Source organism: Streptomyces brasiliensis, assembly GCF_014647875.1.
In the GTDB taxonomy this organism is placed as follows: domain Bacteria; phylum Actinomycetota; class Actinomycetes; order Streptomycetales; family Streptomycetaceae; genus Streptomyces; species Streptomyces brasiliensis.
In genome coordinates this window covers 1-12,783 of record NZ_BMQA01000061.1, presented here as the reverse complement: position 1 = coordinate 12,783, position 12,783 = coordinate 1, and the positions used below count along the sequence as shown (strand labels likewise).

7 protein-coding genes and 5 pseudogenes are annotated in these 12,783 nt (G+C 67.0%); 5 read left to right on the top strand and 7 right to left on the bottom strand.

Annotated elements, in window-relative coordinates; genetic code table 11:
* Positions 1 to 32: 32 nt before the first annotated feature.
* Both IEZ19_RS41070 and IEZ19_RS41065 read right to left on the bottom strand, forming a co-directional pair.
* Positions 33 to 267, bottom strand: a pseudogene (locus IEZ19_RS41070) (IS5/IS1182 family transposase); the annotation flags it as partial.
* Positions 268 to 377: 110 nt separating this feature from the next.
* Positions 378 to 1,268, bottom strand: a complete 891-nt coding sequence (locus tag IEZ19_RS41065; RefSeq protein ID WP_189316495.1) for a S41 family peptidase — start codon at positions 1,266 to 1,268, stop codon at positions 378 to 380.
* A gap of 102 nt (positions 1,269 to 1,370) precedes the next feature.
* Between IEZ19_RS41065 and IEZ19_RS41060 the strand changes: the two are divergent.
* The 4 genes and pseudogenes from IEZ19_RS41060 to pdxR form a co-directional block, all read left to right on the top strand.
* Positions 1,371 to 1,472: pseudogene (locus IEZ19_RS41060) on the top strand (IS200/IS605 family transposase); the annotation flags it as partial.
* Positions 1,473 to 1,608: 136 nt separating this feature from the next.
* Positions 1,609 to 2,076 carry a peptide-methionine (R)-S-oxide reductase MsrB gene (gene msrB, locus IEZ19_RS41055; RefSeq protein WP_189316494.1) on the top strand — a complete coding sequence of 156 codons (468 nt, stop codon included), beginning with the start codon at positions 1,609 to 1,611 and terminating at the stop codon, positions 2,074 to 2,076.
* A gap of 274 nt (positions 2,077 to 2,350) precedes the next feature.
* Entirely contained in the window at positions 2,351 to 2,680 is a 330-nt protein-coding gene (locus IEZ19_RS41050) for a hypothetical protein (RefSeq protein WP_189316493.1), read from the top strand.
* Between the two features lie 293 nt (positions 2,681 to 2,973).
* Positions 2,974 to 4,359, top strand: a complete 1,386-nt coding sequence (pdxR, locus tag IEZ19_RS41045) for a MocR-like pyridoxine biosynthesis transcription factor PdxR (RefSeq protein ID WP_189316510.1) — start codon at positions 2,974 to 2,976, stop codon at positions 4,357 to 4,359.
* 306 nt (positions 4,360 to 4,665) lie between these two features.
* On the opposite strand, the pseudogene IEZ19_RS41040 reads toward pdxR, so the two are convergent.
* The 3 genes and pseudogenes from IEZ19_RS41040 to IEZ19_RS41030 all read right to left on the bottom strand — a co-directional run.
* Positions 4,666 to 4,899, bottom strand: a pseudogene (locus IEZ19_RS41040) (IS3-like element ISMyma3 family transposase); the annotation flags it as partial.
* Between the two features lie 192 nt (positions 4,900 to 5,091).
* Positions 5,092 to 7,446 carry a glycoside hydrolase family 65 protein gene (locus tag IEZ19_RS41035; protein ID WP_189316491.1) on the bottom strand — a complete coding sequence of 785 codons (2,355 nt, stop codon included), beginning with the start codon at positions 7,444 to 7,446 and terminating at the stop codon, positions 5,092 to 5,094.
* Between the two features lie 431 nt (positions 7,447 to 7,877).
* Positions 7,878 to 10,115: an FUSC family protein gene (locus IEZ19_RS41030; RefSeq protein ID WP_189316490.1), complete on the bottom strand. Its 2,238-nt coding sequence runs from the start codon at positions 10,113 to 10,115 to the stop codon at positions 7,878 to 7,880.
* Positions 10,116 to 10,544: 429 nt separating this feature from the next.
* On the opposite strand from IEZ19_RS41030, the gene IEZ19_RS41025 reads away from it, so the two are divergent.
* Positions 10,545 to 11,015: a YkgB family protein gene (locus IEZ19_RS41025; RefSeq protein WP_189316489.1), complete on the top strand. Its 471-nt coding sequence runs from the start codon at positions 10,545 to 10,547 to the stop codon at positions 11,013 to 11,015.
* Between the two features lie 91 nt (positions 11,016 to 11,106).
* On the opposite strand, the pseudogene IEZ19_RS54280 reads toward IEZ19_RS41025, so the two are convergent.
* Positions 11,107 to 12,230 (bottom strand): annotated as a pseudogene (locus tag IEZ19_RS54280) (IS630 family transposase).
* Positions 12,231 to 12,474: 244 nt separating this feature from the next.
* A pseudogene (locus IEZ19_RS41010) lies at positions 12,475 to 12,723 on the bottom strand (integrase core domain-containing protein); the annotation flags it as partial.
* Between the last annotated feature and the right edge of the window lie 60 nt (positions 12,724 to 12,783).

Sequence of the window (12,783 nt, the reverse complement as noted above, 5' to 3'; positions counted from 1 at the left end):
TGAGATGGCGTCCGTAGAGGCCGGCGGCCCAGATGTGGCGTCGCGTCGGTTGCGGATGGTCGTGGCCGAGCAGGTGGAGTCCGCGATTGCCTCGTACGAGCAGCCGAATCGCAGGACCTGGAGCAGCTTGTCGAACACGATCCGTCACTGATGCGGCGTCGGTGGCAGCCCAGCGGGTGGGGCGGTTCGAACTGTTGGTCGCTGCGGCAGCAGGGCGGCGAATTGGTCCCAGAGCGGTTCGACCAGCCATGATGGCAGCGCAGGCACAGATATCTTCAGTGATCACAGAGCGTCGTAACTCCATGAGCACGGCAACGTGCCTGCCCCATCCGCCCCCAGCCTCCCCGCCGCTTATCTGCAAGGCGTCGAACGGCTGCTCAACCGATCCGCGTGCGCAGGTGCCCCAGTGCCGCTTTCAGCGCGTCCCCGGCCGCGACGGCCAGGTCGGGCTCGACGCCGACGCCTTCCCAGTTGGTGCCGGTGACCGGATTGATCGAGCGGGCGGTGGGAACGGTCACGGTAATGTGCGGGGCGACCGGAATACGGGCCGTAGGGTGGGCGCCACCTCGGGTGGTCTGGCCGATCAAGGTGGCGCGCCCCAGCACCTTCAGGTTGTACGCCAGCTCCTCTCCGCCGGAGAAGGTGAGGTCGCTGGTCAGTACGGTGACCGGGCGGTCCAGGTAGCGCGGGGCGGCGAGGTGCCCGAGGGTCCAGTACTGGCGGGTCAAGTCAGTGGCCCGCTCGTAGATGTCGTTCAGGTGCACCCCGTCGTCAGCGAAGAAGTAGCTGCACCACAGCTGCACGCCCTCCGGTGAGCCGCCCCGGCACTGCCGAAGGTCGATGACCAATGCCTCGGTGGGAGCGAGCAGTTGCATGGCGGCAGCGATCGCGGGACCACCCAGATCGGCGGGGGCGATCATGCGCAGGTCGAGGTAGCCGATGTTGTCGTCGAGCTGCTCCACCCGCCGGATGCCGTAGTTGCTCTCCCGGGCGTACTGCGCGAAACGGGCGCGGGCAACGTCCTCCGGCTCCTCGTCCATCGGCTGCGGCTCCTCGATCCACAACAACCGCAAATGTTTGTCCGGACAGACATTCTGGAGGTCGTCCGTGACTCGCTCGCACAGCTCCCGCACGTCCAGGTTCTGATATGCGCCTTCGGCCAGCCGACGCTGGATCGCCGCGTCGATGGCAGCCGTCTGTTCGGGGAAAACGTAACCGGTGGTGATCCGGGCCAGCGCGGCTTCGAGTATCTCGTGATGAGTCGTCATGCGCGCGATGGTAGGCCCGGGTCGAACGGGTGCCCAGCGGATTTCACGGCCGCTTCTTCAAGTGCTGCCCTCACCGACTTCCTCGGCGATGCGACCACCCAGCGCGGGGTCGCGCTGTCGCCCTCCTACTTCTCCGCGTCGTGCGGCGGTGCACCGTTGGCGATCGTCCGCCAGTACATCGAGCAGCAGAAACGTCCGCTCTAAGGTGCATGTCAGAGCAGTCTTGGGATGCATTCATTCCCGGCGTGAACGCCGGGGCTTTCTGCAAGGAACCCGGTAAGAACACGGGCGGCGCACGACGCAGAAACCAAGACGTCGCTGCGCTACCTGGGAGGCAGACATGCCGGAATACCGCAAGAGCCCTGAGCGCATCTCACAGCTCACGGACCAGCAGTACCGCGTGACCCAGCGGGACGAGACCGAGCCCGCGTTCGCCAACGCCTACTGGGACAACAAGGCTCCCGGGATCTACGTGGACATCGTGTCCGGGGAGCCCCTGTTCGCCTCAGCGGACAAGTACGACAGCGGGACCGGGTGGCCTAGCTTTACGAAGGCGCTGAATCCCGACTACGTCGTCGTGGTTCCCGACTCCAGCCACGGCATGGTCCGTGTCGAGGTTCGGTCAGCGCAAGGAGACAGCCACCTCGGGCACCTGTTCCCTGACGGGCCCAGCGACCGGGGCGGGGTGCGGTACTGCATCAACTCCGCGTCCCTGCGCTTCATCCCCGCAGGGGACCTCGGGCGAGAGGGCTACGGCCAGTACCTGCACTTGTTCGACGCGCTGGAGGAGGACACCGCCGAAACCTGACGGGCGGTCTACCGGCTGCAGCACCGCAGCCCGGCGCGCCTCCGCCCAGCTCCCCGGTAAGAGTCCCACTCCCCTGAGGCACGCCGTCGGCATTCTGCAGAGCGGAGCGGCGAGGTGGCGGACGTGCCGGCGTTGCGTACCAGCTGTGCGGCAGCGGTGGCATCGGCCGGGAACGCCCTCCGCGCGGGGCCGACGTCTCCCACCGCGTGCGGCTGCACGCTTCCGACCGAGCTGGCGCCGCGGAATCCGCGGAGTCTGACAGGAGGAACACACAGTGATCAAGAACCTCGGCGGTGTGTCCGCCGAAGACGGCGCCCCTGTGCCACTCGAGCAGATCTCGGCCGCTGTCACCGCTGGAGACCTCGTCTACAGCGACGGCGCGAGGCAGTCCTTCGACCCCGGCGGGGCCACCCGCTACGTCGAAGGCGGACGTCAGACGGAGGGCACGTGGTCCGTCGACGAGAGCGGTCGCTTCTGCTCGTTCTGGCCGCCCTCCTTCCGGGCCTCGTACGACCTCCGGTGGATGGTGGACGAGGGAAGGATCGTCGGCCTCCGGTTCTCGGACCTCGGGAGCGGGACCCTTTTCGAAGGGCGCTATCAATAACCGCCGGGCCTGCCGGAGCCAGCGCCTGGGAGGGAGCCCGGGGCAGCTGTCGGGCTTGCCGACTCGTACCGCTCGCCCCGGACCCCGGCGGGCTCGTCCGGCAACGGGGCGCGTTCGTCGCGGGCACGCCCGACGGCTGCCGCGGCCTCAGGGGCGAAAGGCGGCGGGTGTAACCGAGCCGACATCACGTTGAGCGAGGGAAAACTGCCTTGAAGGACACAGGAGACATGGCCCCGATGAGGCCTGACCGAGCGGCCGGAGCAGGTAAGAGGTCGCCAGTGCTGTTCACGCCCATGTCGGAATTCTGGGCTGCTTCGGGTATAGCCCCTGATTTGATTCGAGCTGGCCGAGGTGTGCGCCGCGCATTGGCCGAAGCCGTGCGCGAAGCTGTCCGCACCGGCCACCTGGCCCCGGGGGCACGGCTGCCCTCCTCCCGCCAGCTCGCCTCCGACCTCGGCCTTGCCCGCAACACCGTGGCCGACGCCTATGCCGACCTCGTCGCCGAGGGATGGCTTACCGCCCGCAGAGGCTCGGGCACACTCGTGGCAGACAGGATGATCGCTCGGCCGATCTTGGCGCGCTCGGCCGCCGATCGATCCGGCGACCCTTGCCCCGACCTGATCCCAGGTAGCCCCGACCTCGCCGCTTTTCCTCGTGCAGCCTGGCTGAAGGCCACACGCCGCGCCCTGGCCGCGGCCCCCGACGACGCGCTCGGCTACGGCGACCCCCGCGGTCGGCCGGAACTACGGGCCGCACTCGCAGACCATCTCGCTCAAGCCCGGGGCGTGTACGTAAGTCCGGAGCACATACTGATCTGCGCCGACGCCTCCCACGGCCTGCAGATCCTGAGCGAAGTTCTGGCCGGGCGGGGGGCGAGGAACGTCGCCGTCGAGTCCTACGGCCTGGACAGGTACTGGGGCCTGCTGGCGGCTGCTGGGCTGAAGACCCTCCCGCTTCCCTTGGACACCCACGGGACCGACCCGGTGCCGCCCGTCGGCACCGATGCGGTCCTACTCACACCGGCTCACCCGTTCCCCGTGGGCACGGCACTGCAGCGCGATCGCCGGACGGCCGTCGTGGACTGGGCCAGACGGACCGGCGGGCTGGTCCTGGAAGATGACTACGACGGTGAGTTCCGGTTCGACCGCCAGTCCGTCGGGGCGCTCCAAGGACTCGATCCCGACTGCGTGGTCTACCTGGGTACCGCCAGCCAGACCCTTGCTCCTGGCCTGCGGCTTGCCTGGATGGCGCTGCCTCCCAGGATGGCTGAGGAAGCCGTGGCGGCCAAGGGGCAGATCGACACGTGCGAGGTATTCAGCCAGCTGACGATGGCGGAATTCATCATTTCCGGCGCCTACGACCATCACGTACGTGCTGCCCGTCGGCGCTACCGCGATCGACGAGACGCTCTCGTCACAGCCCTGGCCCAGTACGCCCCAAAGGTGCGCGTCATCGGGACAGCGGCCGGCCTTCACACCGTGCTCGGTTTGCCGCCCGGGACCGAGCAGCGGGTCCTACAGTCGGCAGCCCGGCAGGGCCTCAAAGTGGCTGGCCTGTCCCGATACCGCCATGAACGGTCCCTGAGCGCCATGCCCGATGCCCTCGTCGTTGGATACGGGGTGCCTTCCGACGCTGCGTGGCCTCAGGAACTCTCCGCACTCGTGCGGATCCTTTCCTGACGTGCCCCTGAGTAGACGGGCACCATGACTGATCTCTTTGTGGGTACGGCGTCACCTCGCACCTGCCCGGGCTGCACCGTCAAGAGGGCAGGCGCGGATTCATGACGTGCATCGGCGGCACCGCTTCTGTTCTCGCCCGGTTCATAGACCGTCCGCGAGGCCGGATCCGCGGGCCGATAGGCCGGCCGCAGATCCCGGATGCGGTTTTTGAGCACGGTCAGGCCCCGGTCGAGACCAACTACTACGCTCAACACCAGCCCCAACCGGCGGCTGGAGTCAACGCATAGAGCCTCCACCCATCCCGGAGCGCTTCTCGGCGAGGCGGCGCTCAGCCTCCTTCGAAGTCACCCCGGCACGCTGGTCGGCGTCAACCTCGGCCTTGCGGACCCACGTCCGCACCGTCTCTGCGGAACCGATGCCCAGCTTCGCGGCGACCGCCTTCATCGCAGCCCACTCAGTCGGGTAGTTGGAGCGGATCTCCGCAACCATGCGCACCGCACGCTCACGAAGCTCGGCAGGGTAAGGGGGCGGACGGGCCATGACTCGATCCTCTCAGGGAATCGAGCCTCCACCAGACCCGGAGCGCTTCAAGGTGAGGCTGCGATATTGGCAGGCCCGGGGGCCTGCAACAGCGGGTCGTCCCACTGCCCACTTCGCCGAGCCCAGGATCGCCCGACCCTGCCCTCAATTTTTCGGGTACTTCGGCCCCTGCTTGTGTCCATCTCGTTCTGTCTATCTCGGCGGGGTGGGCCGCCCTGGCCTCCGACCGGGCGGTTGGGAGGGCTCCGGCACTGCGGCCGGCAGCGTGACGGGCCGTGTCTCGGGGGCACCGCGCGCTACCGTCAACGGTTGTCCGCAATGCCTGATCTGGAGCGGCTCTCCTTCCACGAGGGTGTACGTGGCGGCAGCACGGGTGACCTCGACTCGCAGGCACCGTTGCCGCACGTGGACGGAGAAGGCCAGCCTGCTGAGCTTCTCGGGCAGCCTGGGAGCGAAGCACAGCGTTTCCTCGCGGTAGCACATGCCTCCGAAACCCATGACCAGCGCTATCCAGGAGCCGGCCAGCGAAGCGATGTGCAGGCCGTCGCGAGTGTTCTTCTCCAGATCGCCCAGATCCATGAGTGCCGCCTCGCCGAGGTAGTCGTAGGCCAGGCGCAGATGTCCCACCTCGGCGGCGATCACAGCCTGGACGCAGGCCGAAAGCGAGGAGTCCCGAACGGTGAGCGGCTCGTAGTAGGCGAAGTTCCGGGCCTTCTGGTCCGCGGCGAAAGCGTCGCCGCGAAGGTACATGGCCAGCACCAGGTCCGCCTGTTTGACCACCTGTTGCCGGTACAGTTCGAAGTAGGGGAAGTGCAGCATCAGCGGATAGTCGTCCTGTCCGGTGGCGGCGAAATCCCACCGCTGGTGGCCGGTGAAACCCGCCGACTGCTCGTGGATCCCGATCGCGTCGTTGTAGGGAACCGCCATCGCCTTGGCGGCTTCCCGCCACGCCGCCGTCTCTTCTTCGTCGACCCCGAGGCCGGCCGCCTGTTCCGTGTGGCGATCGGCGGCGTCGGCGGCGGCCCGAAGGTTTTCCTGGGCCATGAGGTTGGTGTAGACGTTGTCGTCGGCAATTGCGCTGTACTCGTCAGGGCCGGTCACGCCGTCGATGTGGAAGCGTCCGCAGGAGTCGTAGTGCCCGAGGGAGTGCCACAGGCGAGCGGTCTCCACCAGCAACTCCACGCCGGTCTTTCGCTCGAACTCCACGTCGTCGGTCACGGACAGGTAGCGCACCACCGCATGGGCGATGTCGGCATTGACGTGGAAAGCGGCGGTGCCGGCCGGCCAGTAGCCGGAGCACTCCGCTCCCTCGATTGTCCGCCACGGAAATGCGGCGCCGCTCAGGCCCAGTTGCCGGGCGCGCTCCCGCGCCGCGGGCAGGGTGTTCTGCCGCCAGCGCAGGGCTTCGGGGACGCATCGCGGGTGAGTGAAGGTGAGCAATGGGAGGACGAAGATCTCGGTGTCCCAGAAAGCATGCCCGTCGTATCCGGAGCCGGTCAGGCCCTTGGCCGGAATCGCTCGTTGTTCGGCCCGGGCGGCGGCCTGCAGCACGTGGAAGAGGGCGAAGCGAACAGCCTGCTGAATCTCTGGAGCACCGTCGACCTCGACGTCCGCGTGGCTCCAGAAGTCGTCGAGGAAGGCCCGCTGCTGATCGGCCAGCCCCTGCCAGCCGATGCTGCGGGCCCCGGCGAGCGCGGCTTCCACCTGGTCCCGCAGGGCAGGCAGGGAGCGCACCCCCGACCAGCCGTAGGAGACGAACTTCTCCAGATGGAGTACCTCGCCCGGTTTGAGACTGGTCGTAACGGTGAACCGGGCCACGTCGTCACTGCTCTCGGCGTAGCTCTCGGTGGGCGCCGGACCTCGCACCGTGTGATCGGCAGCGGCCGCGACCTGCAGGCCGCTGGCCGTTGTGCGGTGGACCAGGCTCAGGCGCGCGTCCTGGGCACTGTGCTCCTCGGGCTGCAGTGGGCACTTCAGGACGGCGGAGACACGTGGGTCGCCGCTCGTGGTGGGCAGTTGCTCGTTGGCCACGAGTTCGGACTGGAGGACAAGGCTCACCTCGTTGTCCAGCGCTTCCACGTCATAGGCGATAGCGGCGACGGCCCGCCGGGTGAAGGAGACCAGGCGGGTGGAGCGGACCCGTACCGTCTTGCCCGTCGGTGAGGTCCACTCGCTGGTCCGGTGCAGCAGCCCGCCGCGCAGATCCAACACCCGTTCATGCAACAGCAGCTGACCGTAGCGCAGGTCAAGCGGCTCGTCGTCGACGAGGAGGCGGATGAGCTTGCCATTGGTGACGTCGATGACTGTCTGACCGGACTCGGGGAACCCGTAGCCTGCCTCCGCGTACGGCAGCGGATGGAGCTCATGGACGCCGTTGAGGTAACTGCCGGGCAGCCCGTGCGGTTCCCCCTCGTCGAGGTTGCCTCGCCAACCGATGTGTCCGTTGGACAGCGCGAACACCGATTCACTCTGTGCCAGGACGTCCCAGTCGAGCCCGGTCTCGCGCACTCGCCAGGGCTCGACCGCGTAGGCGGAATGAGTAATCACGTTCTGTCCTCCAGCAGCTTTGCGAGATGTCCCCCCACGTCTGCGCCGTACCGGTGCGGCGCCTGGCATTGGCCAACCCGGTCGGTTGCGACGATGTATCGGCGGCGGCAGGACCGCGCGGCCTTCGCGCCGACCCTGCGGCGCAACGGTGACCGGCTGAAAAGCCAGGCACCGGGGGCCGTCCCAGCGGCCCAGGAAGTGGTCGAAGGCCTCCTGCGAGACCGCGGAATGAACCGCCACGGACGCGGACGGCATATCCTCTGTGATCGAACAGGCCAGCACGCACAATGCCTCAGACACCGGGCATCTTCCTATTGTCCGTGCCTGCTCTGCCGGTCCGCAATCTTCCACCGCCTGCCCTGCACAGCGCCGTCGCCGGCCCGTCGCTGCCGCACAATGTGCCGTCTGCGACGAATGGGTGCTGGCCGAGGTCAACCTCGTGCGGTCGATGCACGGCGACCGACCAGCCGGGACCGCGGCAGGCTCTGCCGGGAAACCGCTCGCGCGGGCCCCAGGATCGCTGCCTGCAAGCCTTGGACCGCGTCGATGTAGGACACTGTCCATATCATCTTTACAGCGCGTGCGGCCTCAGGCCCGTCGGCTTCAGCGAGGTCGCGGCGCAGGGCCTCGTCGAAGGCCCGGACGGGGAGCCGGACGTCGAGCTCGTCGGGAACGGTGCCCGTGCCCGCCAGCGCCCGACCTGTCTTCTCGTACCAATCGAGCAGTGGCCCGCTTGCCTGGTGAATGCCTGCGTACGCCTCTTTTCGGCTTCCTTGGACCGGTTCCTCGTCCCTCCAGAGGTGGAGGAGGGCGTCGGCCGTAACCCGGAGGATGACGCCCGCGTCGACCAATGTCGCCACAGCTGCCAAGGAGACGTGCTTCGTACCCCGCTCGGCGAGGAACCCGCGGAAGGCCTCATCCAAGCGGTGTGCCGCCGACACAGCACGGCGTCTCGCGTCGCTCGCTGCAGGAGCCGTCCGCAGCCGGACGTCGCTGGGGGTGAAACCACGTGCGATCGCGCAGCGCAGGTAACCGGCGCTGTCGGAGATTGCCTCGGCCAGCGCCTTGCCCAGAGCGGAGCCGGCCCCCCGTGGCCAGAACAACGCCCCGGCCAGCAGGCTCACCGCACAGCCGAGGGCCACGTCCTCCAGGCGAACGAGTCCCGCGGTCCACCCCTGGGGATCGACGATGTTGTACAAGATCAAAAGCGCCAGGGCAAAACAGAATTGACTGACGGTGAACGAGAGGACCTCCGGTGCGATGCCGGCCAGGGCGACGGCCGGCGGAAGCAACAGCCAGAAGGCCACGGGATGCATACCCAGAGCGATGATGAGTCCGCCGCTGATCAGGAAACCCAAGACGTTGCCCACCAAACTGCGCAAGGCGCTCTGCCCTGTGTTCAGCACGCTGGAGCGCAATACGGTCAGCGCACCGAAGACCACCCAAAACGAGTGCTGGACGCCCGTAAATTCGGTCACAACTACGGCAAGGCACAAGGCGGTAGCCCCGCGCAGGCTGTTGTGGAGCCACATCGAATGCCATTCGGCGTGCGCGCGCACGCGATTCCACACGAAGGTGAGCGATGCCACCACCCCCTCGGTCCGACAACCCAGAAGGTGCTGCCACCAATTGCGCTGGTGAGCGGCCACGGCGGTTTCGATGTTCACGGAGAGTTCCGAGACCGCGCAGGCCATCTGGTGGGCGCGGAAGGCGGACTGCAAGGCTCTGCTGAACTCCGGCTCCGCCTCGTCCGGAATCCCGAACACTGATGACTCGGCAGGTTGCCTCGCAAAATGAGATGTGACCGTCCGTTCCATGGCCTCACACGCCCGTTCCAGACGTCTCATACATGCATCCAGCTCGCTCGGATCGCCGACGACCGATTCCAGCAGTACAGCGCCCCGCTCCAGGAGGGTCGAGGATTCCGACTTCACCGAACAAACCGCCGCAGCGACCGGCCTGGGCTGAAACTCGAGCGGAGCTCGTTCCACAATCGCATGCAGCCAGACCACCTGGTCGATCACCTTGAGCAGGGCGCGTGCCGCTGCGTCGAGTCCCGTGGGCCGATAAGACATCCTGAAGAAAGACCCTCGCAACGACGTGACGGCAGCGGCAGCCTCTTTGGCCGTCACGTCGACGGCCTTTCTGCTCTGCGGCTCGAACCAGTTGCCCACACAAGCGACCTCTGCCCTCAACCGCCGAGCGAGCAATGCGCACGCCTGCGCGGCCGACAACCGCAACGGCTCGCGGACCGGGGCGGGCCACAGCACAGCGACGGCGATCAGCGAGGCCGCCCCGCCCAGCAGCCAGCCGCCCAGCCGGTGCGGCATCGAACTCACCGAACCGGGCATCGTGACCGGCAGGATGAAGCTCACCAACAGGGCGGTCGTCGCGCTGGCCAGCACAGAGCTGACCACGCCGGCGAACAAGAGCGAGAAGGTGATGACGAAGGTGGCCACCGTGGCGGTCCAGATCGCCTGGGACGCAAGCGTTCCCAGGCAGACCAGGACGGCGCCGGTCAGCATCAGACCAGTCTGCGCTGACAGCCGTACGTGCGGCGGGCCACTGAAGTCGACGAAGAGGAGCCCGGCCAGCGCACCGAACGCCACGAACATCACAAAATCCGGTTCGCCGACGAACTCCACGGCAACGGCCAGGACCGCGGGCACCACAACTCCAGTACGCGCCGCTCGCCGTAGCGTCGAAGGTCCGGTGGCGCGAGCGCGGAGCCGGCGAAACATCCGCATGCCCGCAGGGCCGCGATGCCTCCCGTCCCAGTTCTCCGGAGCATCGAAGCCCTGTGTCGCCGCGCTCACGTCTTTCATTGTCTGCGCACAGCAAGCGTCCCGCACTTGGAGCACCGGCAGTACCCTGCAAGCCCCAGAGGCAGCCTCACCGGCGCTCTACGGGCGCAGACGTGTGCGGCCGGGCCCACGACCTGACGACCGCCGCTCAGCCGGAGCTTCGTCAGCGGGTGTTCATCGAAAGGCATTTCGCGGATGCCGAGTGCTCCGGTGGCCCGCATGCCGGCAGGTTCGACCCAGCGTAGGATGGCCCGATAGGCAGGCGGGGGACAGCACGTGAAGGGACACCCATAAATGGGAACGCAATCCGCTGTCAGTGACCGCCTTCGGAGTGCAGGATTCTCTACGATCCGTTACGGACTGGCGCTCAATCTCCTGTCGATCGGGCGACTTAAGTTCGAGAGTTATGAGGTTGAAAACATTCGCCCCTTGATCACCGCGAGCCCCATGTTTTCATGGCTCGTGGCCAGACTTGGCGAACATAGACTGGCCAAGCTCATCGGTGTGACAGAGATGACCATGGGATCACTGGTCGCGGCGCGACCCTTCGCACCGAAGGCCTCTGCGCTGGGAAGTCTGGGCTCTGCGGGAATATTCGCCACGACTCTCAGTTTTCTTGCCACCACACCGGAGGCATGGCAGGAGAAACACAGGGAACCGAAACTTTCCCTGGCCGGCCAGTTCCTCATAAAGGACATCGTATTGCTGGGAGCTTCGCTGCTCACGGCCGCCGATTCTCTGCAGGGCGGCCGACAGAGCAGGTAGAAGTGGGCCTGTTCTTGCAGAACAGCTCGGTTTTACGCCGGAACGGGAGCCACCGAGGGCAAGTTCGTGATGCCTCTCCTCCGGCCTTTACTCAGGTTGAACTAGTCGAGTCCGGTGGCCTGATCGCGTCGTCGTCCATGGTCAGACCGGTGGGTGGCAGACAGCCGTCGACCAGATGGGGCCGGTACTCGATCTTCTTCAGCTTCCGCTTGATCACGCGGGTGAGGTGCGTGAGGTCGGCGGCGGCGAAGTCGGCCAGGTGCCGCTTGAGGAGCGACCAGATCCCCTCGGCCGGGTTCAGCTCCGGAGCGTAGGAGGGCATCTGGAAGATCTGTACCAGTCCTGGTGTTCCTCGGCGAAGTCGGCCAGCTCCTTCACCAGGTGCACGTTCAAGTTGTCCCAGCACCACACCACCGGGGTACCGAGCTGCACGTGGGTCATGACGATCAGATCGCGGTACTGGCGCCAGGAAAACGCCTTCGGCTCGCCCCGGCGCCCGTGCCAGATGTGCAGCTTGAAGAAGAACCGGGAGCGGTGTCCGGCGCGGTAGCAGACCACTCCGGCGAGGTTGACCCGTCCCCGGTTGTGTCCGCGCACCCGCACCACCGGCCGGGCGCCGCGTGGTGCCCAGGTGCGTCCCTTCGGCGGCCTCAGCCCCTGGCCTGCCTCGTCCTCGAAGCAGATGTGGGCGCCCAGGTCCGCCGCGGTCCTTTTACCTGCGGCCACACCTCGGCCTTACACAACTCGATCGCCTCGTCGTCGCGTTCGATCGCCCGCCGCAGGGGCCCCTGCACGGACCAGCCGTGCCGCCGCAACAGCTTCCACACGCCCTGGATCGTGTACCCGACGCGGAACATCCGCCCGATCAGCAGCTTGACCCGCTTCAGCGTCCACCCCTGGAACTCGTCGTCCCACCCGTGCGCGAGCGGGCCCCGCTTCAACTCCCGCTCCAGCCGCTCCCACTGCCCGGGGCTCAGCCGTTCCACCGAGGCCGGCCCCTTCGAGCGCAGGGCGTCCGCACCGCCTTCCTCCCACTCCCTCCGCCAACGTCGCACCGACTGCGACGTCACCCGAAGCTCCCTCGCGACAGCCTCGTTTCTCACCGCGAGCGAACCGCTCGGCCGCCTCAAGGCGCACCTGCTCCCGCTTTTCCTGCTGCTTGGGGGTCAGCCCGCCCCGGGAAGCTTCACTACACGAGCCCGTGCCGACCGGCACCCTGGACGCTATGGCTGCAGACCGAGTGCCTGCGGTCGATTCAACAAGTCAGACACTCCCGACAGGACGGCCTCAAACGATGAGAGTCGGGAGCGGATCACAGGTCCTGAAAGGTTCGGTCAAGGACGTCAGCACATGCTCGGCCTTCGTGGCACGTCGACATCGGCACCGCCGTCGTGGGCGCCGCCCAGTTGCATCACGTCCACGTCTCCTGAAGCTCAACTTCGGGAGTGGACATCGGGTTTCATGCGACGAGCGACAGCGTACGTGATGAGATCAGCTGTTGCTCGAACTCGACTGGCGTGAGGTAGCCGAGGGCGGAGTGGCGGCGGTGCCGGTTGTAGTGGGCCGGCCAGCGGAACAGCTCCAGCCGTGTCCGTGCTTTCGAGGTGAAGCGTCGCTCGTGGAGCAGTTCCCGCTTCAGTCCCGGGAAGAACGACTCGGCCAGGGCATGGTCGTCACTCGAGCCGACACGGCCTATGCTGCGGCGGATGGGACTTCCACCCGAAGAGTGGACACCGTTTCATCCTGTTATGCGGCGAGTGCGAGCCTA

Coding starts and splice junctions, on each gene's coding strand:
- IEZ19_RS41065 (WP_189316495.1), bottom strand. CDS start 1,268: ATGACGACTCATCACGAGATACTCGAAGCCGCGCTGGCCCGGATCACC.
- msrB (WP_189316494.1), top strand. CDS start 1,609: ATGCCGGAATACCGCAAGAGCCCTGAGCGCATCTCACAGCTCACGGAC.
- pdxR (WP_189316510.1), top strand. CDS start 2,974: ATGTCGGAATTCTGGGCTGCTTCGGGTATAGCCCCTGATTTGATTCGA.
- IEZ19_RS41025 (WP_189316489.1), top strand. CDS start 10,545: ATGGGAACGCAATCCGCTGTCAGTGACCGCCTTCGGAGTGCAGGATTC.